23 protein-coding genes and 5 pseudogenes are annotated in these 22,961 nt (G+C 68.7%); 7 read left to right on the top strand and 21 right to left on the bottom strand.

Features of this window, described 5'->3' with window-relative positions; genetic code table 11:
- Positions 1-22: 22 nt before the first annotated feature.
- The 6 genes and pseudogenes from ACSMTC_RS10350 to ACSMTC_RS10325 all read right to left on the bottom strand — a co-directional run.
- Positions 23-667, bottom strand: a pseudogene (locus ACSMTC_RS10350) (transposase family protein); the annotation flags it as partial.
- Between the two features lie 130 nt (positions 668-797).
- A pseudogene (locus ACSMTC_RS10345) lies at positions 798-1,109 on the bottom strand (integrase core domain-containing protein); the annotation flags it as partial.
- Positions 1,110-1,227: 118 nt separating this feature from the next.
- The gene (locus ACSMTC_RS10340) at positions 1,228-1,857 is read right to left on the bottom strand and encodes an SMI1/KNR4 family protein (protein WP_436559362.1); all 630 of its coding nucleotides are present in this window, start codon (positions 1,855-1,857) and stop codon (positions 1,228-1,230) included.
- Complete coding sequence (locus ACSMTC_RS10335) at positions 1,854-2,669, bottom strand: hypothetical protein (protein WP_436559361.1); 816 nt, start codon at positions 2,667-2,669, stop codon at positions 1,854-1,856. The genes ACSMTC_RS10340 and ACSMTC_RS10335 overlap by 4 nt, the downstream gene beginning before the upstream one ends.
- A gap of 19 nt (positions 2,670-2,688) precedes the next feature.
- A complete protein-coding gene (locus ACSMTC_RS10330) occupies positions 2,689-3,348 on the bottom strand; it encodes a NucA/NucB deoxyribonuclease domain-containing protein (RefSeq protein ID WP_436559360.1) in 660 nt (219 codons plus the stop codon).
- Positions 3,345-4,079, bottom strand: coding sequence for a WXG100-like domain-containing protein (locus ACSMTC_RS10325; RefSeq protein ID WP_436559359.1), 735 nt, complete (start codon positions 4,077-4,079; stop codon positions 3,345-3,347). Before ACSMTC_RS10325 ends, ACSMTC_RS10330 begins: the two co-directional genes overlap by 4 nt.
- A 116-nt stretch (positions 4,080-4,195) precedes the next feature.
- On the opposite strand from ACSMTC_RS10325, the pseudogene ACSMTC_RS10320 reads away from it, so the two are divergent.
- From ACSMTC_RS10320 to ACSMTC_RS10300, 5 genes and pseudogenes are all read left to right on the top strand, one after another.
- Positions 4,196-4,554 (top strand): annotated as a pseudogene (locus tag ACSMTC_RS10320) (putative T7SS-secreted protein).
- A 633-nt stretch (positions 4,555-5,187) separates the two neighbouring features.
- On the top strand, positions 5,188-5,700 hold the full coding sequence (locus ACSMTC_RS10315; RefSeq protein WP_436559289.1) for a DinB family protein: 513 nt from the start codon (positions 5,188-5,190) through the stop codon (positions 5,698-5,700).
- 86 nt (positions 5,701-5,786) lie between these two features.
- Complete coding sequence (locus ACSMTC_RS10310) at positions 5,787-6,920, top strand: IS630 family transposase (protein ID WP_436559288.1); 1,134 nt, start codon at positions 5,787-5,789, stop codon at positions 6,918-6,920.
- Between the two features lie 76 nt (positions 6,921-6,996).
- Positions 6,997-8,262, top strand: coding sequence for an IS701 family transposase (locus tag ACSMTC_RS10305; RefSeq protein ID WP_436559358.1), 1,266 nt, complete (start codon positions 6,997-6,999; stop codon positions 8,260-8,262).
- A 125-nt stretch (positions 8,263-8,387) separates the two neighbouring features.
- Positions 8,388-8,747 (top strand): MmcQ/YjbR family DNA-binding protein, encoded by a 360-nt coding sequence (locus tag ACSMTC_RS10300; RefSeq protein ID WP_436559357.1) that lies wholly within the window; start codon positions 8,388-8,390, stop codon positions 8,745-8,747.
- Between the two features lie 299 nt (positions 8,748-9,046).
- Here the strand turns inward: ACSMTC_RS10300 and ACSMTC_RS10295 are convergent, their stop codons facing one another.
- Positions 9,047-9,769: a tyrosine-type recombinase/integrase gene (locus ACSMTC_RS10295; protein ID WP_436559356.1), complete on the bottom strand. Its 723-nt coding sequence runs from the start codon at positions 9,767-9,769 to the stop codon at positions 9,047-9,049.
- A 301-nt stretch (positions 9,770-10,070) separates the two neighbouring features.
- Between ACSMTC_RS10295 and ACSMTC_RS10290 the strand changes: the two genes are divergently transcribed.
- Positions 10,071-10,274, top strand: coding sequence for a hypothetical protein (locus ACSMTC_RS10290; protein ID WP_436557616.1), 204 nt, complete (start codon positions 10,071-10,073; stop codon positions 10,272-10,274).
- A 56-nt stretch (positions 10,275-10,330) separates the two neighbouring features.
- On the opposite strand, the gene istB is transcribed toward ACSMTC_RS10290, so the two are convergent.
- The 6 genes from istB to ACSMTC_RS10260 all read right to left on the bottom strand — a co-directional run bounded on the left by istB (position 10,331) and on the right by ACSMTC_RS10260 (position 15,141).
- Positions 10,331-11,101 (bottom strand): IS21-like element helper ATPase IstB, encoded by a 771-nt coding sequence (gene istB, locus ACSMTC_RS10285; RefSeq protein WP_436557615.1) that lies wholly within the window; start codon positions 11,099-11,101, stop codon positions 10,331-10,333.
- Positions 11,098-12,450: an IS21 family transposase gene (istA, locus tag ACSMTC_RS10280; RefSeq protein WP_436557614.1), complete on the bottom strand. Its 1,353-nt coding sequence runs from the start codon at positions 12,448-12,450 to the stop codon at positions 11,098-11,100. Before istA ends, istB begins: the two co-directional genes overlap by 4 nt.
- Before the next feature lie 235 nt (positions 12,451-12,685).
- A complete protein-coding gene (locus tag ACSMTC_RS10275) occupies positions 12,686-13,084 on the bottom strand; it encodes a hypothetical protein (protein ID WP_436557599.1) in 399 nt (132 codons plus the stop codon).
- On the bottom strand, positions 13,081-13,935 hold the full coding sequence (locus ACSMTC_RS10270) for an IS5 family transposase (RefSeq protein ID WP_436559355.1): 855 nt from the start codon (positions 13,933-13,935) through the stop codon (positions 13,081-13,083). The genes ACSMTC_RS10275 and ACSMTC_RS10270 overlap by 4 nt, the downstream gene beginning before the upstream one ends.
- Positions 13,936-14,026: 91 nt before the next feature.
- Complete coding sequence (locus ACSMTC_RS10265; RefSeq protein ID WP_436559354.1) at positions 14,027-14,356, bottom strand: hypothetical protein; 330 nt, start codon at positions 14,354-14,356, stop codon at positions 14,027-14,029.
- 38 nt (positions 14,357-14,394) lie between these two features.
- The gene (locus ACSMTC_RS10260) at positions 14,395-15,141 is read right to left on the bottom strand and encodes an MmyB family transcriptional regulator (RefSeq protein WP_436564641.1); all 747 of its coding nucleotides are present in this window, start codon (positions 15,139-15,141) and stop codon (positions 14,395-14,397) included.
- Between ACSMTC_RS10260 and ACSMTC_RS10255 the strand changes: the two are divergent.
- Positions 15,071-15,381 (top strand): annotated as a pseudogene (locus ACSMTC_RS10255) (MFS transporter); the annotation flags it as partial. The gene ACSMTC_RS10260 and the pseudogene ACSMTC_RS10255 overlap by 71 nt on opposite strands.
- Positions 15,382-15,666: 285 nt before the next feature.
- Here ACSMTC_RS10255 and ACSMTC_RS10250 read toward each other — a convergent pair.
- The 8 genes and pseudogenes from ACSMTC_RS10250 to ACSMTC_RS10215 all read right to left on the bottom strand — a co-directional run bounded on the left by ACSMTC_RS10250 (position 15,667) and on the right by ACSMTC_RS10215 (position 22,836).
- A complete protein-coding gene (locus ACSMTC_RS10250; protein WP_380609943.1) occupies positions 15,667-15,933 on the bottom strand; it encodes a metal-sensitive transcriptional regulator in 267 nt (88 codons plus the stop codon).
- 63 nt (positions 15,934-15,996) lie between these two features.
- Positions 15,997-16,869 (bottom strand): sulfite exporter TauE/SafE family protein, encoded by an 873-nt coding sequence (locus tag ACSMTC_RS10245; protein WP_436559353.1) that lies wholly within the window; start codon positions 16,867-16,869, stop codon positions 15,997-15,999.
- The gene (locus ACSMTC_RS10240) at positions 16,866-17,450 is read right to left on the bottom strand and encodes a rhodanese-like domain-containing protein (protein WP_436559352.1); all 585 of its coding nucleotides are present in this window, start codon (positions 17,448-17,450) and stop codon (positions 16,866-16,868) included. The genes ACSMTC_RS10245 and ACSMTC_RS10240 overlap by 4 nt, the downstream gene beginning before the upstream one ends.
- A gap of 213 nt (positions 17,451-17,663) precedes the next feature.
- Positions 17,664-19,043 (bottom strand): MBL fold metallo-hydrolase, encoded by a 1,380-nt coding sequence (locus ACSMTC_RS10235; protein ID WP_436559351.1) that lies wholly within the window; start codon positions 19,041-19,043, stop codon positions 17,664-17,666.
- Positions 19,044-19,194: 151 nt separating this feature from the next.
- Positions 19,195-19,512, bottom strand: a complete 318-nt coding sequence (locus ACSMTC_RS10230; RefSeq protein ID WP_436559350.1) for a rhodanese-like domain-containing protein — start codon at positions 19,510-19,512, stop codon at positions 19,195-19,197.
- Between the two features lie 197 nt (positions 19,513-19,709).
- Positions 19,710-20,993 (bottom strand): MFS transporter, encoded by a 1,284-nt coding sequence (locus ACSMTC_RS10225; protein ID WP_436559349.1) that lies wholly within the window; start codon positions 20,991-20,993, stop codon positions 19,710-19,712.
- A gap of 43 nt (positions 20,994-21,036) precedes the next feature.
- A complete protein-coding gene (locus tag ACSMTC_RS10220; protein WP_436559348.1) occupies positions 21,037-21,204 on the bottom strand; it encodes a hypothetical protein in 168 nt (55 codons plus the stop codon).
- A gap of 530 nt (positions 21,205-21,734) precedes the next feature.
- Positions 21,735-22,836: pseudogene (locus ACSMTC_RS10215) on the bottom strand (integrase core domain-containing protein).
- Positions 22,837-22,961 lie beyond the last annotated feature (125 nt).

Below are 22,961 nucleotides of genomic sequence, written 5' to 3'. Positions count from 1 at the left end.
GGATGATTTATCGGCACCCGCAGTGTGCGGTGGCGCCCAGGATTCGGATGCGCCGGGTGGAGTGCTCGATGGCGGCGAAGACGTACAGGCGGGCTCCGGTCAGGGTGTGGGTCTCGAAGAGGTCGCAGGCGAGCAGTGCCTGCGCCTGGCTATGCAGGAAGTTGGCCCAGGTCGTGCTCTGCCGCTCGGGCGCCGGCGGGATGCCGTGTTCTTTGAGGATCTCCCAGATGGTGGAGGCCGCGACCTTGATGCCGAGGGCTGCGAGTTCGCTGTGGATGCGGCGGTAACCCCACGAGCTGTTCTTGCGGGCCAGGCGCAGTACCAGGGCGCGGATCGAGCGGACGGTGGGTGGGCGTCCGCGACGCTTTGGTGCGCAGGTCGCGGCATGGCGTCGCTTGAGTAGATCGCGGTGCCATCGCAGGACCGTGTCCGGTCGGGCCACGAGCAGGAGGCGCCGCAGCTTGTCCATGGGGAGGTGGTGGAGCAGGCCGGCGAGGAGCGCGCGGTCGGTGTCGGTGAACTGGGGCTTTCTCACCTGGCGTTGCAGGACGAGCAGTTGGTGCCGGAGCGCCAGGATTTCGATGTCTTTCTCTCTGTCGCTCATCGGCAGGAGGCGTAGGAAGGCCAGGGTGTTGGTCGCGGCGAGGTAGGCGAAGCGCAGCAGCACGAGAGATCATGATGGCGCGGATACCTTGCGTGGTGAAGACACCGGGCGAGCGTGGCGGACTCGGAGATCACCGATCAGTGCCCTGACCAGGCCGGATGATTTGTCGGCACCCGCAGTGTCAAAACTCCGATCAGGCCGCTGATTTGGGCGTTTCTTGCGGGCCGCGGGGCGGTCTGATCGAGGCGGCGTGGTATTCGTTGAGTAGTCCGCCGAGTATTCGGCGGCGCCTGTTGCGGCTGCGGGCAGGGGGAATGACGTTGGGGTGGTCGTCCGGGGCGCGGAGGTCGAGGCTGTGGTGGGCGCGTGCGGCGTTGTAGTGGCCGACGTGCTCGCTGAGGACAGCGCGCAGGTGGCGTTTGCCGCCGATCAGGAGCCGGCCGGTGCACTCGGCGCGCGCGGTGCGTATCCACCGTTCGGCGAAGGCGTTCGAGCGGGGGCTTTGCGGTGGGGTTCGACGGCTCCCTCATACGGAGCCGCGGCGTCACGGGCACTCTGCACGATGGGGACGAGCGGGAGCTCCCGGCCGCCGGTGACCTCGCCAGCCAGGCACCCCCTATCGACTACTCCGCGCTGAGGTGGATCGTGGCGCCGTCCGGCAGCTTGTGGATCTTCTGTGCGATGGGGCCGCGGATCTGCATGGCGTCGGCAGCGTCGTGGACCGCCATGTTGTCGAAGTCGTAGCTGCCGCCCAGCGAGAAGAACTGCAACGGCACCAGTCGCTCGTTCGGTTCCAGCGGCCCGTTCTCCTTCTGGAAGGCGTAGGCGAAGGAGTTGGCGCCGTTGATGTCAGGGTCAGCCAGAAGCCACTGGGCCCAGTCATCCAGGCTGTTGCCGATGAGCGTGGTGGCAGTGGTCTCCGGATTGAACCGGACCACCTGGTCCCGGCCGAGGATGGCGAACTGAACCCCGAAGATGTCCTGGCCGAAGCAGAACAGGTCGTCGGCCAGGCCACCGTAGGTGTCCTTCCATACCTCTCCGGTGTTCCACGACAGCATGTCGTGGCCGAGGCCTTCCTCGCCTACTCGGAATACCTGGATGCCGGCGTTGAAGGCGAAGAAGCCGTTCATCCGGGTAATCAGCTGCCCGAGCTCCGCCAACGGACCCGATTCCACGCCGAAGTCCAGGTCGATGTCCGGGCCCATCGGGCCGCGGGCTCGGGCCAGCAGTTGGCCGAGTGCGCTCTGCGTCATGCCGTCTTCTCCGCTTCGGGGCCAATCGGCCGGGTCAAGTACTGCTCGCGTACCCGGTCGGTCACTACCAGGCGCAGGGTCGGCTGCAACACCGGATCGTCGGGGATAGCGTCCCACTTCATGTATGGCCACCACCGGCTCTGGGCTGCGAGGAGCATCTTCTCACCGCGGACGACATCGCCGCGGGTGGCGTACCAACCGGCCATCCACAGGCAGGCGGCGTACCGGTCCGGTACCTCGCCGGAGGACTCGGCCAGCCGGTGGGCCTGCTCGAAGTCGTTGGCCTCGGTCAAGGCCTGCCAGAGGGTGTACTTGTCGTCGGAGTCCAGCGTGCTGAAGTCACGCTCGGCGAGTTCAGCGTCACCCGGGTCCAATGCCTCCGAGGGACCGCCCCACTCGAAATAGCTGGGCAGCAGTTCCTCGACGCGTCGCTGAGGAAGTTCATTCGCCAGGAACAGCAGGTCGTCGCCCAGAATTCGGCCCTCGGGGATGCTGCTGGCTGCCGCCAGCAGGCGCGGCTGGGCAGGTGTTCCCGTGTGGAGCTCACTGGCCAGGAATGAGGTGCCGAAAGGCATGTCCTGGTCGCACAGTTCACCACCGAGCGGACCGTCCCGCGAGATGATGGCCTCAGCCAGATCGGCGGCCTCGGCAAATCGGTCATGCCAGCCAAGGATCTGGATGGCCGCTGCGGCGGCCTCCCAGGCTTCGTCCCGGTCGCCACCCGGTTGCCTTGCCATCTCCAGCAGGTCAGGCAGCAACTCGTTGAACCGGCCGCGCCGCGCCTGCGAGATCAGCCGCTCTGCGGCGTTCACCCAGTCTCCTTCCAACCGGTCATCTCACGCTGATCTTGACTCTAGCTCCGTCCCATAACCCGCGGACGGCACTACCCATGCTTGACCCGGACCCCTGGTTGTCGCTCGCAGGTATGTACTTTACGCTCGCACCCTTGCCGCCCTCCTTGTACATGGCGGGTGGGTACTCGTCCCGGTCGTCTGGCGGCCGGGTGGCGATGCCTCGCAGCGAGTTATCGCGGTTCTGGTCCGCATGGGACTCGTCCTTGTCAACGGTCAGGATCTTCGGCTTCGCCGTGCCCTGGCGAGACTTGTCGCCACGCCAAATCTGGCCTTTTTGAGCTTGCTCGATGTGCTTGGCCGACTTGGGATACCTGGCCTTGTCCACCACCATGTGGGCGTCGTACTCGCCTTGGACGCCGAAGTGCTGGCCGATCTTGGTCCTGGCGTCGGCCTGCCTAACGATGCGAGCTCGGGCGCCGGGGCCGATCATGCCGTCGTTCTTGCCGATCTTCTGCGCCAGCTTGATGATCTCGCGCTTGTGGGCCTCGTCGGCCTCTGTGATGTGCTTGACGACCTTCTCGGTGCCTTGGCCGGCCTGTTTGTACATGTCGGCGACGGCGTGGGAAGCGTCCTTGCTCAGGGACATGCCGATCTTCTCGGCGGCCTCTTCGAGCGCCTTGGCAATGGGGTGGCTCAACTGAACGACACCTCCGCTGTAGCAGCGGCGAAAGTTCGGCCGTGGCCGGCCACCTCTTCCGCGTGCTCGTGCAGCTTGGCCGCGTGCTGAAGGAGTTGTTCGGGGTGCACCTGGAATCCTGAGCCGCCACCCCCACCGCCAGCCGGGGCACCACCACCCAGCGCGGCCTGGACTCCCTCGAAGACCAGTCCGCCGGCCGCCCGCTCGACCACTTCCGCCAGCGGGCCGACGGCCTTCCCCACCAGCTCGCCGATGATCTGCTGCTCGACCTGCTGCAAGATGCCGTTGACTACCTTCTTGGTGGCCTCGATGAGCAAGACCTCCGCGGCTTCGGCTGCGCCCAGCGTGGCGACAGCGGCGGCTTGGTCGGCGATGCACTCGGCCGCCATGATGCCTAACTCGGTGATGACGGCCACCTTGGCGCCGACGATGGCGTCGGCCGCGACGTCCAGCACGGTGGCGACAGTGCCGCAGACCTCGACCAGCTCGGTCATGTGGTCGGATGACATCTTGGCCCAGCGCTCCACCAAGACCTGGTAGGAGTCCGCCTGGTAGGCCTCCGACATGCGCCGGATGGTCGAGGTGGCGTTCTCGTGGGTGCTGTCGATGTTCTTGGCGAACTGGCGGACGTGGTTGGCGAACTCGCGCACCTTGTCCTCGTTGACCTCGGGCCAGTTCAGGCCCAGCAGGTTCATCACCCAGACGAGCTCGTCGGGCAGCTCGATGGCCACGGTTCCCCCGCTTCGCGCATGCTTGTGATGCCACGTCAACCAACGGTCTATTATAATAGGAATCCACAAAGCTTGTTGAGTGCGAGTTCGGCGAGTTCGTCGACGCCAACGCGCACATGATGGGGGACGGCCTGGATCTGGTCGGCCTGCACGGTGCGGCGCACGCGGTCGACAACTGGGGCGATCACATCGCCGACGACCTCGGTGCGGCGATCGGCGAAAGAACCTCGGGCAGAGCGACGATCCGAAGGACCTGCTGCACGGCGACGCCGGCGCGATCGGGGAGAGTGCGCAGCATCTGCAGCAGTTCGCCCAGGCCTTCGAGGAGACTTACCGCGGTTGCGGTTGCTTTCGCCGGTTGCGGGGTCATTGTGGCCTGCCGTCGACGGCATCGTGGGTACAGGAAACCGCCAAGGCCGGCAGCGACCCCTCAAAGGTTCCTGGCATCCCCGATTCCGCGACGAGCCGCACGTGATCGCCAAGGCACACGCCGTCCACCACGGGACTCACGAATGACGTACTATCTCCTCCTCACCGGCTCGCTGAAGCGGGACCAGGTCGCGGCTGCGCTCGCCCAGCAGTTCGCCCTACCCGTCGTCGACGTCGCGGATGTGCACGACTACGACAACCGCAACTGGGACACCACCGTCAGCTGCACCTACGAACAGCTCCGCGGCGACGTCACCTGGTTGCTCGACATCTACGTCCCCGACGACCACCCCTGCGGTTGCCGAGAACCTCATCCAGCCGGGTCAGCGGCATGTTGGTACCCGGCGGGAGGGGTCCGCGGAGCTGATCTGGTCGGCGAACGTCGGGGCGAGCGAGGTGGCTCGGATCAGAGATCGGCTGGGGGAGCGGCCGCAGGGCTGATGCTGTGTTGGAGTGCGTGGTGGGGGCGCTGCCGGTGGCGGAGTAGAGGTGAAGTCTCCTCGCTTGGCATCGTGGGGCGCCCAGTGGAGGTCGACGGTGGGCCGAGGCCGCGTAACAGGCTGCTGCGGTGCCGGCCAGGATGGAAGTCGCCTGTGTGTCCTAGTGCCGTATCAGGCAACGTTCGCCCTGCCGGAGGCCCTGCCTGTCCATGGCTTCGGCCGCTGGTGATAATCGTCCGATGAGCGCCATCGAACGCCCTTTGCCGCCCCTGAACGCCGACGAGCGCACCACGCTCGAAAGCTGGCTTGACTTCCACCGCGCCACCCTCGCCATGAAGTGCGAGGGCCTGGACGATGAGCAAGCCATCGTCGCGTCCGTGCCACCGTCCGGCTTCACATTGACCGGCCTCGTCCAGCACATGGCGGAGGTGGAGCGGAACTGGTTCCGCCGAGTGTTCGCCGGAGAACAGGCCCTGCCCATCTACGACCCGCGGGCCGACCCTTCTGGCCCCGACGGCGGCTTCGAACTGGCCGAGGGCGCCACACTGCACGACGCTCTGGCCACCTGGCACGCGGAGATCGCCCATGCCCGCGAGCTCTGCGCCGCCCGTGCCCTGACCGACACCGGCCGTTTCATGGAGCAGGACGTCAACCTCCGCTGGATCTACGTCCACATGATCGAGGAGTACGCCCGCCACAACGGCCACGCCGACCTGCTTCGGGAGCGCATCGACGGCACCACTGGTGTATGACACCAGATCAGTTAGGGTCCGACCTATTGTGAGGTGATGCGCCGCCGGGTTCCGTGCCGGGCGGCGCGTCGTGTCAGGGTGCTTGGGTGGCTGAACGTGTGCGCGTGCGCGAGATCGATGACGATGAGGGACAGCGGCTGCTGCGGATCATCCGCAGGGGCACCGGGTCGGTGGTGACCTGGCGGCGGGCCCAGATGGTTCTGCTGTCGGCTCAGGGTATGCCCGTGGCGAAGATCGCCGAGGTGACCTTCACCAGCGCGGACCGGATCCGGGACGTGATCCACGACTTCAACGTCGACGGCTTCGCGGCGCTCTACCCGAAGTACAAGGGTGGTCGGCCGAGGACCTTCACCCTTCCCGAGCGCCGCGAGATCAAGAAGACCGCCAAGTCCAAGCCGGCCGAGCACGGCCTGCCGTTCTCGACCTGGAGCCTGGCCAAGCTGGCCGACTTCCTGGTCGCCGAGGGGGTGGTCGACGACATCAGCCACGAGGGCCTTCGGGTCCTGCTCCGCGAGGAGGGCGTCTCCTTTCAACGCGTGAAGACCTGGAAGACCTCGAAGGATCCCGACTACGAAGCGAAGAAGGCCCGCGTCGAGCACCTCTACGCGATCGCCGACGGCGAGGTCATACCCGAGGAGGGCGAGCCCGAAGTCATTTTCTGTCTGGACGAGTTCGGCCCGCTCAACCTCCAGCCACACCCTGGCCGGCAGTGGGCCGAGCGCGGCGGCAAGGGTAAGGATCCCGACCGCGAGCCGCGGCCGAGGCGGCGGGCTACCTACACCCGCCCGCACGGGGTGAGGCACCTGTTCGCCGCCTATGACCTTGCCAAGGACAAGCTCTACGGCCACATCAAGAAGACCAAGAACCGCTCCAAGTTCCTGGAGTTCTGCCGGTACCTACGCAGCCTGTACCCGGCCGACGTGCGGATCGCGATCATCTGCGACAACTACTCCCCGCACCTGACCACCAAGCGCTGCCGCCGGGTGGCGAAGTGGGCCGAAGCGAACAACGTCGAAATCGCCTACACCCCCACCAACTCCTCATGGCTGAACCGCATCGAGGCCCAGTTCACCGCCCTGCGCTACTTCACCCTCGACGGCACAGACCACGCCAGCCACAAGGAGCAGGGCAGCATGATCCGCCGCTACATCATCTGGCGGAACAAGCACGCCACCGACGAACGCCTACGCAAGATCGTCAACAGGGCGAACGTTGCCTGATGCGGCACTAGTAGGGCCTGGTCAGGTCGGCGCGGTGGTGGCGTGTCCTTCTGTCGGGTGGTGTCGTTGGTGTGGTGTGACACCTGGGGAGATGGCCGAGGTCCGGGAGGACCTGGAGGCGTTCACGGCGGAGTTGTTCGAAGCGTTCACGCGTGCTGACCAGCGGCGTTGGGGGCAGGCTTATGTCCGTGGGCTGCTCCTGGACGGCAAACGGAAGTCGGTGGAGCCGATGGCCGCGCGGCTTGGGGAGGACGGAAACCGACAGGCTCTCGCGCACTTCGTCACGACAAGTCCCTGGGATCCGGCGCATGTCCGGGCTCGCTTGTCCTGGCGGATGCAGGACGCCATCGATCCGACCGCGCTGATCATCGACGACACGGGGTTCCTTAAAGACGGCGACGCGTCGGCGTGTGTGTCGCGGCAGTACACCGGAACCGCGGGCAAGGTCACCAACTGCCAGGTGGGCGTCTCGCTCCACCTGGCCCGTGACCACGCCTCGGCACCGGTCAACTGGCGGCTGTTCCTCCCCGCCGTCTGGGACCCTGAATCGGCGAAGGCGGACCCGGACAAGGTCGCCCGCCGTGACCGGTGCGGTATCCCCGCCGGCCTGGGCCATGTGGAGAAGTGGCAGCTGGCCCTGGACATGATCGACGAGACCCGGTGCTGGGGTGTCCACGTCCCGCTTGCCATCGCCGACGCCGGATACGGCGACGCCGCAGCCTTCCGCCTCGGCCTCCAGCAACGCGGCTTGCACTACGTGGTGGGGATCTCCACCACGCCGACCGCGCACCCAGCCGAAGCCCGGCCGTTCACGCCCGCCTACAGCGGCACTGGCCGGCCGCCGGTGGCGAAGTACCCGGACAAGGCCCGCAGCGTGAAGGACCTGGTCATCGCTGCCGGTCCGAAAGCAGCCAGGCCGGTGTCGTGGCGGGAGGGATCGCGCCCCGGCAAGACGAAGAGCGGCTTCAAACGGATGTACTCGCGCTTCGTGGCGCTGCGGATCCGCCCTGCCGGACGCGAGATCCGCGAGGCCACCGAGGGCGTGGAACTGGCCGAGTGCTGGCTGCTGGCCGAATGGCCCGCCAAGGAAGCCGAGCCGGTCCAGTTCTGGCTCTCGAACCTGCCCGCTGACACCCCGCTGACCACTCTGGTGCGAATGGCCAAGCTCCGCTGGCGAGTTGAGCACGACTACCGAGAGATGAAACAGGCCCTCGGCCTGGCCCACTTCGAGGGCCGCACGTTCACCGGCTGGCACCACCACGTCACGCTGGTCTCCCTCGCCCACGCGTTCTGCACCCTGCGCAGACTGGCCACCGCCCCAAAAGACGCGGGGCCGGCCTGAGCCTCTACCAAGTCGTCCGCGAGCTCCAGATCCTTCTGGCGACCTGGGCCGGTGCCTGCCCCACCTGTCATCGAGACATACCCACACGAAAACCGACCTGACCAAGCCCTACTAGGGTGGTGACCGTGGTAGATGCCGATGATGTCCGTCGTATCGCGTTGTCCCTCCCGGAGACCGTGGAGAAGGAGGCGTGGAGCATGCCGACGTTTCGGGTCGCCGGGAAGATGTTCATCACGGTCCCTGACGATCAGACGTCATTCGCTGTGCGGTGTCCGAAGCATGATCGGGCGGAGTTGATCGCTGCGGAGCCGGAGAAGTTCTGGGTGCCACCGCATGAGGTGTCTTCCGCCTGGGTGCGCGTGCGACTCGGCGCTCTGGAAGACATGGCCGAGCTGTACGACATTCTTGTGGATTCATGGAAGCAGGCCGCACCGGACCGCCTCGTGGAGGCTTTCGGAGTGCTGGGACCGCTGGACCCGGGGTGAGGGCAACTGGTGGCCTGGCTGACGAGGCCGCACATTGGGTGCGGGGATCTGTGTCCGGCGCCCTGGGGCGCCGGACGGCGTTCAGGTAGGCCCCAAAGCTGGGGGTCAAGGGGTCGCAGGTTCAAATCCTGTCGTCCCGACTGTGAAGTCGGTTGTGAGAGCGGGTACTTGGGAATCCAGGTACCCGCTCTCGCTCGTTTCCGGAGGGCGCGTGGTCGCAGGGTGGTCGCGTCAGGCGCTCTGACCTGGTGGTTTTCGGGTGGGGTGGGTGCGAGGTGATCGCACTATCTGATGGACCGTCAGTTAGTTTCGCGGGGGAGGTCTGCGTGGTCGAGTGCGTCGGAGAGGGCGGTCACGGCTTCGCGGGCGGCTTGGGGGAGCAGGTGGCCGTAGATGTTGACGGTGGTGGCCAGGGTGGAGTGCCGCAGGGTCTTGGAGACGACGGCGAGTGGCACCTGGGAGCTGATCATGATGGTGGCGGCGGTGTGCCTGAGGTCGTGAAGGCCGATCTTGGGCTGGCCGATCTCGACCGAGCGCCGGCGCAGAGTGTGCAGGAGGCGCTCGGGGTTGATGGGTTTGCCGTCGGGGCGGGTGAAGACCATGCCCTGGAGGCGGGGTTGGTCGGGGCGGGTGCTGCGGTGGCGGGCGGCTTGGCGGCGTAGTGCGGCGGTGACGCGGGGGGAGAGGCTGACCCAGTTGCGGCTGGCGCGGGTCTTGGGTGCTTGCAGGTGCAGGCGGGCGTTGTTCACCGAGGCCAGGGTCCAGCGCACGAACAGGACGCGCTGCTGGAGGTGGATGTCGGGCCAGTGCAGGCCCAGGGCCTCGCCGCGGCGCATGCCGGTGCCGAGGATGACCTCGAAGATGTCGGCGTAGACGTCGTTGTAGGTCTCGGCGTTGTGGTGCAGGAAGGCGGAGGCCTGCTGCGGGGTCCAGCAGAGCCGCTCGGGGGCGGCGGGTCGCTTCAAGGCCGCGTTACGGGCGGGGTTGCGTGCCAGCAGGTCGGCGCTGACGGCGGCGTTCATGGCGCTGGAGAGGATGGCGCAGCAGCGGTGGACGGTGGGGCGTCCGCGGTCGGCGGCCAGTTGTCGACGGGACCAGGTGGTGACGTGCCGGTCGCGCAGGTCGGTGAGGGGTAGTGGGCCGAAGGCCGGTATGAGGTCGTGGTGGACGTGGTGTCGGCGTACGGCCTTGACTCCCCAACTGCGTACGCCTAAACGTCCCCAGCTATCAGGCGGTCTCTGGCGCCAGATCTTGGCTGCTTGCCAGGAGGTCCCAACCGCTCAGGCCCAGTGCACGCGGGGCCTCCGCTACGCTGTCGACCCCATGGGACAGCTGCCGGAGAGCGTAGACCGCGACATCCTGGATCACCGGATCGTCTTCGCGATCAAGGCAATCCGGGAGGTGTCGGACTGCACGTTGCACGAGGCGTTGGACGCCTTCGTCGCGCGCTACGAGGAGCTCCGCCGTGATCGACCGGACGACTTCCAGCTGAACCGCGAAGAGTACGGCCGAGGCTTCTACTCCTGACGCACACTGACACCGGTCAAGCTCGGCGGACAGTCGACGTCCAACGAGGCTGGATGTCAGGCCACTTCCGCGTCTCGCTCGATGGCCTTGAGGCGGTTCTTCAGGCGGTAACTGGGGCCGTTGATGGAGATCACGTCGCAGTGGTGGAGGAGCCGGTCGAGGATGGCGGTGGCGAGGACCTCGTCGCCGAAGACTTGTCCCCACTCGCTGAAGGTCTTGTTCGAGGTCAGGATGATCGAGCCCTTCTCGTAGCGCTTGGAGATCACCTGGAAGACCAGGTTCGCCTCGGCTCGCTCCAGGGGCTGGTAGCCGACCTCATCGACCACCAGGACGCCGGGCCGCAGGTAGGTGCCGAGTTTGTTGGCCAGGCGACCGGCTGTCTCGGCGGCCTTGAGGTTGCGGACCATGTCGTCGAGGCTGGTGAAGTAGATGGAGTAACCAGCTCGGCAGGCCGCGACCGCGAGCCCGACGGCGATGTGTGTCTTTCCCACCCCGGGCGGCCCGAGGAGGGCGGCGTTGGCCTTGGCCTCGACGAAAGAGAGGGTGGCGAGGTCCTTGACCTTGCGCGGGTCGAGGTCGGGCTGGAAGGAGAAGTCGTACTCGTCGATTGTCTTGTGGTGGGGCAGCTTCGACAGCCGCAGGCCCTGGCGGAAGCGCCGGTCGTCGCGGACGGCGAGTTCCTCGGACAGGACCAGGTCGAGGAAGTCGAGGTAGCCCATCTTCGCCTCGTCCGCCCGCCGGGTGAACTCGTTGATGGTCTCCGCCAGGTGGGGCAGGCCGAGCTTGGCGGCCGTGGTCCGGATGCGGTTGCCGGTCAGCTGGCTCAAGAGGGTTCCTTCGTCGGTCGGTTGGTGGTGAAGGGGCGGGTACCGGTCAGCTCGTCGTAGACCGACAGCGGACGGCGGCCGACTTCGATGCGGGTGATCGCGGCCCGGTTCAGCAGGGATTGCAGGGGTCCGGCTTCCCGGCCGAGAGGCCGCTCGTGGCGGGGCTGGGAGGGGACATCACCCGTGGTGGTCCGGCGTCCCTTGCCGGTGGGCAGGCCGTCCCAGTGCGTCTCCTGGACGACGCGGGCACCCCGGCCGACCGCCCTGGCGTGCATGGCCAGCAGTGTCTCGCCGTCGGTGCCGGGGACGGTGGAGTGCAGCATGATTTGCGACTTCGTGGCCCGGATCTCGACCAGCTGGCGCGGTCGCACCTTGCGGGCCGGCACCGAGTAGAGGTTGCCGCCGAAGGCGACCAGGCAGTCCTTGCCGACGGGCCGCAGGTGCCGCTCGGCCACCAGATACGGGGTGGGTGGCAGCGGTTTGAGGGCCGCGTGGTCGCGGGCCGCCCGCTCGCCGATGACTTCGCGGTGTGTCTTGTGGATCTGAGCGCGCCGGATGGGCACCCAGGCGGCGAACGCGGAGTCCATCTCCTCGATGGAGGAGAAGGCCCGGCCGGACAGGACGTGGTCGCGGACGATCAGGACCTGGCGTTCGACCCGGCCTTTGCCGGTGGGGCGGTAGGCGGCCAGGACGTCGGGGTCGAAGTCGTAGTGGCCGGCGAAGCCGACCGCCTCCGGGTGCAGCGGGACCGCCTCGCCCGGGGCGACGTGGCGGCGGACGACGGTCTTGGTGCGGTCGTAGACGATCGTCATCGGTGCCCCGCCGAAGTGCGCGAACGCCCTGCGGTGGCAGTCGAAGAACGTCTGCAGGTCCTGGCTGGTGGTGAAGCAGCAGAACGGGTCGCGCGAGTACGACAGCGTCATGTGGAAGGAGTAGACCTTGTCGATGCCCATGTGGGCGAGGATCTTGCCCTCGTCCCCCCAGTCCACTTGGGCCTGGGCGCCCGGGATCACCTCGAACCGGCGGTGCATCCCCGCCAGCTCCTTCGGTGTGATGCCGAGTTCTTCGGCGATCCGCGGGCGGGCCTCCTGGAGGTAGAGCTTGACGCGCTGGTAGTTCCCGGTGAACCCGTACTCGGTGGCCAGGCGCTCGTGGATCACGGCGGCCTTCATCAGGACCTCCGCCCGGAGCATCGAGTCGACCAGCGGCGCGAACTCGTCGATGACCCTTGCCCGCGAGCGTCCGTTCGACGACCGGCGTGGTGGGGTGGCCGGGCCCGGGGCCGAGAGGTACTTACGGACCGTCTTCCGGTCCAGCCCCGTCTCCCTGGCGATCTCCGACAGACTCATCGACCCGGAATCGAACAGGCCACGGAAACGCCTCAGTTCCAACCAGCGATGCGGATCCAGAACCACCGTCAGCCGCCCTCCGCACTCTCCTCACCGACCAAGCAGCAGAGTGTCGGGCAACAGCCCACGACGCATCAAGAAGCGGCCACGTTCATCCGTACGTGGCTGGGGACGTTCACGTGTACGCCGACACGTGGCGGTGGTAGCCCGCGTAGGTGGGGGCCTTGAGTGGACGTTAAGTCCGTTTCTGGTAGCGGCCTCGTCCGGGTTGGGTGAGGAAGGCTTGGTGGGTGAGGCGTCCGAGGCGGCTGCGGGTGATGTTGACGGACGCCTCGTCGGTGGGCATGCCGAGGAGGTCGTGCAGCTCGCGTGCCCGGAATGCCTGGTCGGGGTGCTGGTTGAAGGCATTCACGATGGCCTGGTAGGTGGTGTTCGTCTCGGGTGGTTCGGATTCGGTTCCCGCCGGCGTGACCTCCGCGATGATCTTTCGGGCGGTGGCCAGGTCTGTGAGCCGCGCTTCGGTCTCGGTCAGGTCGGCGGCGAGCTCTTCAATCCGGGCTCGTAGTTCTGCGGCCCGGGCGGCGGCCTCGTCCTGCCGGGTTCGGAGGTCTGCCAGGAGTTCGGCGACGTTCACGCTGCCAGTCCGAGGGTGTCGCGCCAGGCCGGGGCTGGTGTGGTGAGGCGGCGGGTCATGTTCGCGGTGGAGGCCCAGTAGACGCGTGAGGCGGAGGTGTCGGGCCTGTGGTCGTACTCGCGAGCGAGGCGCCGATGCAGCATCAAGGTGCCGTTCGTCTGCTCCACCACCCACCGTTTCGGCTGCGGGACGAAGCCCTTGCCCTGGTCGGCCGGGTTGCGGCGGACGACTTCGACGTCGATGTCCAGCAGTGCACCGTGGATGACGACCTCGTCCTTGAAGCCCTGGTCCACCAGGGCCTTCTCCAGACGCATCCCGCACCGTTCGGCGGCCTGGTCGAGCAGGGCAGTGCCGGCGGTGTTGTCGTGAGCGGAGGCGGCCAGGACGACGACACCGATGATCAGCCCCACGACGTCGACAGCCAGTCCCCGCTTGCGGCCCGACACCTTCTTGTTCGCGTCCAGTCCCGTCGTGGTCTTCGGAACACCGGCGGCCGCGCGGACGGACTGGGTGTCGATGATCACGAGGGACGGGTCCTCTAATCGGCGGGCCCTCTCCCGGACCTGGCAGCGCAGGAGTTCCTGGATCCGCTGGTCGAGCCCGTCCTGGCGCCACAGGCCGAAGTAGTAGAACACCGCTGACCAGGACGGCAGGTCATGGGGCAGGTAGCGCCACTGACAGCCCGTCCGGTTCTGGTAGAAGACCGCGTTCACGATCTCCCGCAGGTCGCAGGACCCCGGGTCCCCGGTCGCCGACCGCGCCACCCGGTCCTGCTTCCAGGCAGTGATCATCGGCTCGATCAACGCCCACTGCTCGTCCGATAAGTCGCTCGGATACGCCCGTCTGTCCATGCGCCGCAGAACATCACCCGAACCCCGACGGGCACGCCAGTACGGTCGAGGTTCACACGAACGAGCGATCACAAGCCGAGAGAAAAGGGACTTAACATCCACTGAGGACCTCCTGCTTGGAGAGCAGCCACTCCGTCAGGTAGTCGGCGACGGTCAGGGCCTCGTCTACCGAGATGCCGGTGTGCTCGGCCAGCAGGAAGTTCTGCAGTGCGGTGAGGGCCGCGCTCTGGTCGGGGAAGCCACCGCGGCGCCGGGTCTCGCGTTTGCCGGCCAGGGAGGGAAGGTCCACGGCGTAGGCCCAGCTGCCGTGGTCGGGCGCGGCGTTCAGTTTCGGACAACGGGCTCCGTACTGGCGGCTGTCGGTGTCACGGCAGCCGCAGCGCCGGTAGACGCGTCCGCGCGGAGGACCGGTCAGGTTCACGGGAATCGACTCCTTGTGTGATCGGGCTGGGCTCAGCTTTACGGCGGAGTGGCGTGGCGCGGCAGTGGGCGGATCATGGGGCCGGGGAGGCGAATCGGGCGACCACCTGGGCCCGTGAACTGGGGCGATCCCCTTGGAAAGTGCACAAGGGTGCGGTAGCGATTATTTGGTGGTGATGATCGGAGGTGCTGAGAATCGAATCCGAGGGTGGCGAAGAATGAGGGCGACAAGCAGGGAGAGCGGCGGCTTGAGGCCCTATATTCAAGGGTCGGCCCGATCGGGCCGGCAAGGAATGTGCACACGGTGCAGGCCGGTTCTGACCTGCACCAGGTCGCCGTGGGCGGGGAGGGCGCCGAGGACGCCGAGCGGGTCATGACCGAAGGTGGGCAGATGGCCGGCCACCGGCTTATGCCCCGGGCAGCAGGTCCGGGCGTCTCACGGCAAGTTGCGCAGGAGTCACGTCTCCTCGGCCTTTTGGCAGGCAGGCCCTGCTCCTTCATCCAGGGGCACACCAACGGACGGCCGTAGCCCGAGCCGCCCGGACTCGCCGATGCCGACGAGGAAGCCACCACCGGATCGGCCAGGCCGCCGACGGCCGGGTGGTGGAAGGTCTCGGTCCCGGTCTGGTGTAGGCGGACGTTTTGCGCCGCCCATAGGGTTCTGAACTCATCACTGCGGGTGGACAGTTCGCCGATGAGGCGCGGTCCGCGCGGTGCGGGCGGCGTGCTGGTGGTGACGGCGACAGGCCCCGCGATGGCGATCGCGGGGTTCGCGCTGCTCGGCATCGGGATCGCCGTGGTGGTGCCGCTCGCCGACGCAGCGGCCAGCCGCGCCGGGCCGAACCCCAGCCGGGCGATCGCCGGGTGGCCACCGTTACCTACACCTCCGGGCTGGTGGCGCCGGCGATCGTGGGCGGCATCGCCCAGGGCAGCTCGCTGCGGGTCTCGTTCATGCTGGTCACGGCGCTGGTGCTGTCGGCGGGGGCGCTGCGGTCGGCCACGGTGGCGGTGGGCGCCGCTGCGAGCCAGGCCCAGGAGCGGGCGGGGGCTGAGGTGGGCGGAGCCGTTCGAGTGGCGTTCGACGTTCGGGCACTGCGGTGCCGCCGGGCTCGGGGCGGAATCCTGGGGCGCGTCGCTATGAGCGAGGCTGTGTTTCGGGTGAGAGGGGCGTGGGGCGGCGGGATGATGGCGGATGGTCGGCTCGGCGTGCAGCCTGGCGTGGATGTTCCGCAGTCCCCGCGTGTTCGGGCGGCCGAGCAGCGGGCGAGTGGCCCGTCGGCGGAGGTGGTGCCGTCGGGCCACTCGGGTTGGTCAGGCGAGGGCGAGGAAGAGCTTCTCCAGTTCGGCCTCGGACATCGGCGGCGTGTCGCCGTCCGCGGTGGCCAGGCACTGGCGCATGCCGCTGGCCACGATCTTGAAGCCGGCCCGGTCGAGGGCGCGGGAGACGGCGGCGAGCTGGGTGACGACGTCCTTGCAGTCGCGGCCGGCTTCGATCATGGCGATGACGCCGGCGAGCTGCCCCTGCGCGCGGCGCAGCCGGTTGAGGACCGCGCTCGTCGCTTCTTCTTCCACCTTCACCGGTTTCCTCCTGGCTCGTGCCGACTGCTTCCTTCAGGATACCCCAGCGGGTATCTGTGGCAGTCAGTGGCGGGTGGCGGGTTCCGGGCTGGGCGCCACCACCCCTGCTGCGGACGGGTTTTCGGTGCGGCGTGCGCGCCTGCGCTGGATCAGCGCCCAGGCCGCGATCGCGGGGAAGGCTGCCAGGGCGGCCGGGCCGGTCTGGCGGCTGAGGACGAAGAGGCCCATGGCGACGACGAACCAGCCGAAGCCGGTGCGCAGGGTGTGCTGGGGGATGCGTCCGGCGTAGCGGCCGCCGATGAGGCTGCCGAGGACGGCGGCGGCGGTGACGGCGAGGGCCAGGTTCCAGTCGAGGTGTGCGCCGGAGATGTGTCCGGCCAGGCCGGCGAAGGAGTTCATGGCGATGACCAGCAGTGAGGTGCCGATGGCGATGCCCATGGGCAGGCCGGCCAGCAGGGCCAGTGCGGGGACGATGAGGAAGCCGCCGCCGGCGCCGAGGATGCCGGTGACCGCGCCCACGACGAGGCCCTGCAGGAGCAGGCGGTGGAGCGGGAGTTCGCCCTGGGCCTGCTTCTCGGCCTTGCGCGGGCCGCGGAGCATCGCGGCCGCGGTGGCGAGCATCATCAGCGCGAACGCGACGAGCAGGACGGTGTCGGGGATGTACGCGGCGACTCGTCCGCCGGCGTAGGCGCCGGCCATGCCCGCCAGGCCGAACAGTGTCCCGGTGCGCCAGCGCACGCGGCCGGCGCGGGCGTGGGAGATCAGGCCGGCGATGCTGGTGACGCCGACGACGAACAGGGAGGTGGTGATGGCCTGCTTGGTGTCCTGGCCGGCCAGGTAGACCAGGATCGGGACGGTGAGCATGGATCCGCCGCCACCCAGGATCCCGAGGAGGATCCCGATCAGAAGTGAGGCGGCGATGGCGAGGGTGATCACGGCCGGCTCCTGAGGGCGGCGATCACCGAGTCGATGTCGGTGCGCGGGCCGCGGTTATAGGGGAGCTTGGCGAGCAGCATGCCCATCGCGCAGGTGTTGGTGACGGCGGCGAAGGTGAGGCCGGCGCCGACGGCGGTGCCGATCAGGTGCAGGCCGGGTATCGCGAGGCCGGCCAGTCCGGAGACGAGCACGATCGAACCGGCGATCAACCTCACCTGGCGTTCCAGTTCCCAGCGGGCCGCCCCGCGGGCCACCGGGCCGCCGGCCGCCTCCCAGGCGACCATGCCGCCCTGAAGGACGCGCAGGTTGGGCAGTCCGGCGGCGGAGAGGGCCTGCTCGGCCTGGGCGGCGCGGGCGCCGGAGCGGCAGATCAGGACGGTGTCCTCGTCGAGGTGGTGGAGCAGCTCGGCGCGGTGCTCACGCAGCGTGTCCAGGGGCACGTTGTAGGCGCCGGGGATGTGGACGGTGTGGAACTCGCCGGGAGTGCGCACGTCCAGCAGGCGCGGGCCGCTGCCGTCCTTGGTGAGTTCCCTCAGGGCGGCGGTGTCGATGCCGGCGGGGGTGCGGGTGGGGGCGGTCATGGGGTCTCCATGGTTCTGCCAGGTGGGCTAAATACCCACCCGGGTATATGTCGAGGTATGGCTCGGCGCGGGTGTCCGGCGGGGGCGGTGGGGGTGGTCTCGCGTCGGACACCGTTGGTTCGGGGGCCAGGGCCTGGCTTGGGGGCCGGGTCCGGGGTGGAGGGCTGATGACGGTCGGCCTCCGTGCCGGATCCCGGCGTCTGAGGGGGCCGGTCAGGCGGTTTCGGTGAGCAGTGCCCAGGCGCCGTAGCCGCCGAGGATGTCGGAGACGTCCTCGAAGCCGTGGTGGCGCAGCAGGCTGGCGGCGATGGAGGAGCGGTGGCCGCCGGCGCAGTGCAGGACCAGGGGGCGGTCGGTGGGGATCTCGTCCAGGCGGTGGGGCAGTTCGCCCAGCGCGATGTGGAGCGAGCCGTCGATGTGGCCGCCGGCGCGTTCGGAGCAGTTGCGGACGTCCAGGACTACCGGGGGCTGGTCGCCGGCGAGAGCGGTGCGCAGTTGGTCGGCGGTCAGGCGGCTGGCCGGGGTGACCTCGTCAGGCATCGCGGCGAGGGCGTCGTCGGGGCCCAGCAGGTAGCCGGCCACGTGGTCGAAGCCGATGCGGGCGAGGCGGGTGGTGATCTCCTCCTCGCGGTTCTGCGGTGCGATGACCAGGATGCGGCTGTCGGGGGTCAGGACGGTGCCGGCCTGTTCGGCGAAGCGGCCGTCGGCGGGGATGTTGATCGCGCCGCGCAGGTGGCCGGTGCCGAACTCTTGCGGGCTGCGGGTGTCCACCACGACCGCTCCGGCGGCGTGTTCGGCGCGGAACTCCTCCAGGGGCAGCGGCCGGGGTGCGGCGGCGGGGTCGAACAGGTCGCGCTGCCGGCGGTTGAGGGTGGCGTCGTAGGCGAAGTAGCCGGGGGCCGCGGACTGTCCGGCGGTGACGATGGCGACGAACTCGTCCTCGCTCATCGGCCGGCAGGCGTAGTTGGTGGCGCGCTGGGCGCCGATGGTGGACTGCTTCTCGGTGGAGAGGTTCTTGCCGCAGGCCGAGCCTGCGCCGTGGGCGGGGAAGACCCGCACCTCGTCGGGCAGGCCCGTCAGCTTGTGCTGGACGCTGTGGTGGAGCATCCGGCCGAGCTCCTCGGCGGTGACGCCGGCCGAGGCGAGCAGGTCGGGGCGGCCGACGTCGCCGATGAACAGCGCGTCTCCGGTCAGCACGCCGTAGGGGACCTCGTCGGCGGCGTGTTCGTAGACCAGGACGCTGATCGACTCCGGGGTGTGGCCGGGGGTCTCTATGATCTGCAGGGTCACCTCGCCGAGGCTGATCCGCTCGCCGTCGGCGAGGTGGCGGATCGGGTACTCGGTCTCGGCCTGCTGCCCGTAGCCGATCCAGGCGCCGGTGCGGGCGGCCATCTCCAGGTGGCCGGCGACGAAGTCGGCGTGGAAGTGGGTGTTGATGACGGCCTCGACGGTGAAGCCGCGTGCCTGGGCGTCGGCCAGGTACTCGGAGATGTCCCGGCGTGGGTCGACGACCACCGCCTTGCCGGTGGACTCGTCGGCGATCATGTACGACGCCTGGGAGAGGCAGTCGAGGTAGTACTGGGCGAAGAACACGGGGAACAACCTTCCGATCGGGGCCCACGCGGGGCCTGGTATACCCGGTGGGGTATGAAAACGGGTAGGGCGAGACGGCGGCCGGTCGGCGACGGGCCGCGACTTCAGGTGAGCTGGGGAACGAAGGTGCGCCGGGCGGCGCTGGGTCGGGTCAGTGCGGGTGCGGGCCCGTGGCGAGGGGGTGCCCGGCGCGAGCCCAGCCACGGGTGCCACCGGCGACCGAGCGGGCGTCGACACCGCGGGCGCGCATCAAGTCGGCGGCGATCATGCTGCGGTTGCCGCTCGCGCAGATCACGTGCACCGGCCGGTCCGCCGGGGCGCCGGCCCAGGTGGGCAGCTTCGCGAGCGGGACGAGCAGCGCGCCGGGCACGTGCCCCACGTGGTACTCGTCCGGCTCGCGCACGTCCAGGACGAGGCCGCCGTCGGCCCAGGCCGAGGCGAAGGTGTCGAGGTCGATCTCACGGGTCACGTCTGTCCTCCATATACCCCCCGGGGCATCTTGGTATCGACGGTAACTCCACCACGGTGCCCTCGTCAAATACCCTCTGGGGTATCTCTGCGAAGGTGCGGTGGTGCGCTTCGGTCAGCAGCATCGGAACGGCAGGGGCCGGTTTCGCGACGCTGATCAGCGTGGTGAAACCGGCCCGCAGCCGTGCCGGACCGAGTTCAGTCCCGCCGGCGGGTCTCGTACATGCGCAGTGCGACGACGAGGCCGGCCACGGCGGTGAGGGCGGCGACGGCCCAGATCGCGGTGGCCAGGCCGTAGGCGTCGGCGAGGGCCCCGGCGAGCAGGGCTCCGACGGCGAAGCCGCCGTCGCGCCACAGCCGGTAGACGCCGACCGCGCGGGCCCGCCAGGCGGGGTGGGCGACGTCGCCGATCACGGCGAGCAGGGCCGGATAGACCATCGCGGTGCCCGCGCCGAGCAGGACCTGGGCGAGCGCCCACACGGGGAAGGTGGTGCCGAGGGCGACCAGGGCGATCGCGATCGCCTGCACGAGCATCCCTGCCGTGATGAGGTGCTTGCGGCCGATGCGGTCGGACCACCAGCCGGTGAGGATCTGGCCCAGCCCCCAGGCGGCCGGATAGAGCGCGGCTAGCAGTCCGATCAGCCCGATCGGCAGGCCGTGCGCCGCGTACAGCAGGGGGAAGATGCCCCAGGCGAGGGCGTCGTTGAGGTTGTTGACCATCCCGGCCCAGCTCGCCGCCGACAGCGCCTTGTCGGTGAGGCTGACGGTCCGGGCGATCTGCCCGGTGGTGAGCTCGGCGTGGTGGTCGGGGTTCGCGGGTGCGGGGTGGAGGGCGGCCTCGGCGCGAGCCTGCTCGCGGGTCTCGCGCACCGCGAGGACGGACAGGCCCAGGCCGAGTGCGGCGTAGGCGATGCCGAGGAAGAACGGCTGGGGGCGCAGGCCCCAGTGGGCGGCGATGGCGCCGGTGGCCATGGCGGTGGCGGCGAGCGCACCGTAGCCGGCGGCCTCGTTGAGGCCCATGGCGAGGCCCCGGCGGGAGGGTCCGACGAGGTCGATCTTCATGATGACGGTGGTGGACCAGCTCAGGCCCTGGTTGACGCCGAGCAGCACGTTGGCGAAGACGACCCAGCCCCAGGACGGCGCCCAGATCAGCAGCAGCGGTACCGGCAGCGCGATCACCCACCCTGCCACCAGCACTGGCTTCCTGCCCCACCGGTCCGACAGCGTCCCGGCGAAGAAGTTCGTCACCGCCTTTGTCGCGCCGAACGCCACGATGTAAGTCAGCGCGGCAGTGTGGGCGGACAGCCGGAACACCCGGTCGGCAAGCAGCGGCAAGACGGTGCGCTCCTGGCCGAGCATGCCGCCCACCAGCGTATTGACCGCGACCAGCAGCAGGAACTGGACCAGATTCGCGCGCAGCCCCAACCGGAGATCACCCGGTCGCCCGAAGGAAGGGTACGAGCCGGAAGCGGCACTGCTCACGGTTCTCGCCTCCCGCAGGAGCGGGTCGACCGCGGCCAGGCCGTCAACGCCGGCCGAACAGCCGCCCCAGCCAGCCGCCGCCCTTCGGCGCGGCCTTGCCGCAGCCGCACCGGTCGGACTTGGGCACCCCGGCCAGCACCTGCTCCACATGCATGCCGCACCCGGCATAGGACGGCTTGCCGCAGGCGCGGCAGACAACACGACGACACATCACAACTCCTCATGCGACGGCCCTCTGGCGGGCCTCTCGCTCCACTATACCCATGGGGGTATTTTTCCGGACCTGGTGGATGCCCTCGCATTCCCGAAGCCGCGGCACCCGGTCCGCCTTCGCGCACGCGCTCGGCTTCAATGTGAGGGCAAGGCGTTCCCGGCACGGCAATCTGGGCGCGGACGCCGCCGGCGACGAGGGCGGCAGACACGCCCTCCTGGGTGGGTTCCTCGTGCTCGGCGCCGTCGTACAGACCGCGGCCTGGCGATGGAGGCACCCCCTTGCCGCGGCGGCGACACTCGCAGGCATCGCCGTGGTACTCCTCGACCTGCATGCCGCATTCCGGCGCACCATCCTCGGCCCGCCTGTGCGCCGATTCCTGCACCCGCTAAGGGCTTTGGTCCGCACTGGCATCTTCGCGCGCTTTTCCCGTGCCTGTGCAACCCTCACCGAGCGCGCCATCGACTGCATCGAGGAGTGCGTCCATCGCCGATGCGCCCTGCCCTTGCCGAAAACCTCATCCGCCCTGCTCAGGCAGCATGTTGGTACTCGTGGAGGAGTCCGCCGAGTCGGTCGGTTCGGCGTATGTCGAGGCGGGCGATTTGCTCAAGGTTGTCGATCGGCTCGGGAAGCGCACAGAGGGGTCGGGCGTTCGCGATGCCCTGGTGTGGCCTGTGGTCGTTCGTTGTAGAACTTCTCGAACTCGCGTAGCGCGTGCAGCAGGTGGCGCTGGTTCCAGATCAGGGTGCGGTCCAGCAGCTCCCGGCGGCAGGTCTGCACCCATCTCTCCATGATGGAGTTCATGCGGGGGATCCGGACGCCGCTGAGGACAGCCTGGATTCCCGTGTCCTTGAGGACGGCGTCGAGCAGTTCGGGGAACTTCCCGTCCCGGTCCCGGATCAGGAACCGCGCTCGGCACTCGGCGTCCTCGAGGTCCATGACGAGGTTCTTCGCCGCCTGTGCCACCCAGGACGCGGTCGGATGTGCGGTGGCACCGAGGATCCGGACCCGGCGATTGGCGTGCTCGATGACCGCGAGCACGTGCAGCCGGGCTCCGGACAGGGTGACCGTTTCGAAGAAGTCGCACGCGAGGAGTGCGTCCGCTTGCGAGCGCAGGAAGTCGGCCCACGTGCTGGATATGCGCTCGGGTGCCGGCGGGATGCCGACCTCCTTCAGGATCTCCCACACCGTAGACGCGGCCACCTTGACGCCGAGGACGAGCAGTTCGCCGTGAAGGCGCCGGTAGCCCCATCCCGGATTCTCTGCGGCCAGGCGCAGGACAAGGGTGCGGATGGAGCGCACGGTGCGCGGTCGGCCTGGGCGCTTCGGCCGGGGCCGGGTGGCGTGGCGGCGGGTGACCAGGTCGCGGTGCCAGCGCAGTACGGTGTCGGGCCGCACCAGCAGCCGCAGCCGACGCAGCACCTGCGTCGGCAGGCCCTGCAGCAGTGCGGCCAGGAACGCCCGGTCGCTCGCTTCGAAGCGGACCTGCTGTCCGTGCAGTTGCCGTTCCAGCACGGTGATCTGATGGCGCAGGGCAAGGATCTCCATGTCCTTCTCGCGGTCGCTCATCGGCAGCAGCCGCAGCATTGCGAACGCGTTCGTCACGCCCAGGTACGCCAGTCGTAGCAGCACGGTCGATCATCATGCCGCGGATCTCGTCGGCTCTGCCAGAGCGCCGACCCGACCGACGAGGTCGACACTTGTGCACCCTCACACGGTGCTTCTCACCAGGACGGATGAGGTTCTCGGCAAGGGCA

The organism is Kitasatospora sp. HPM-01-4, assembly GCF_051374625.1.
Taxonomy (GTDB): Bacteria; Actinomycetota; Actinomycetes; order Streptomycetales; family Streptomycetaceae; genus Kitasatospora.
This window is presented reverse-complemented; position numbering and strand designations above follow the sequence as displayed.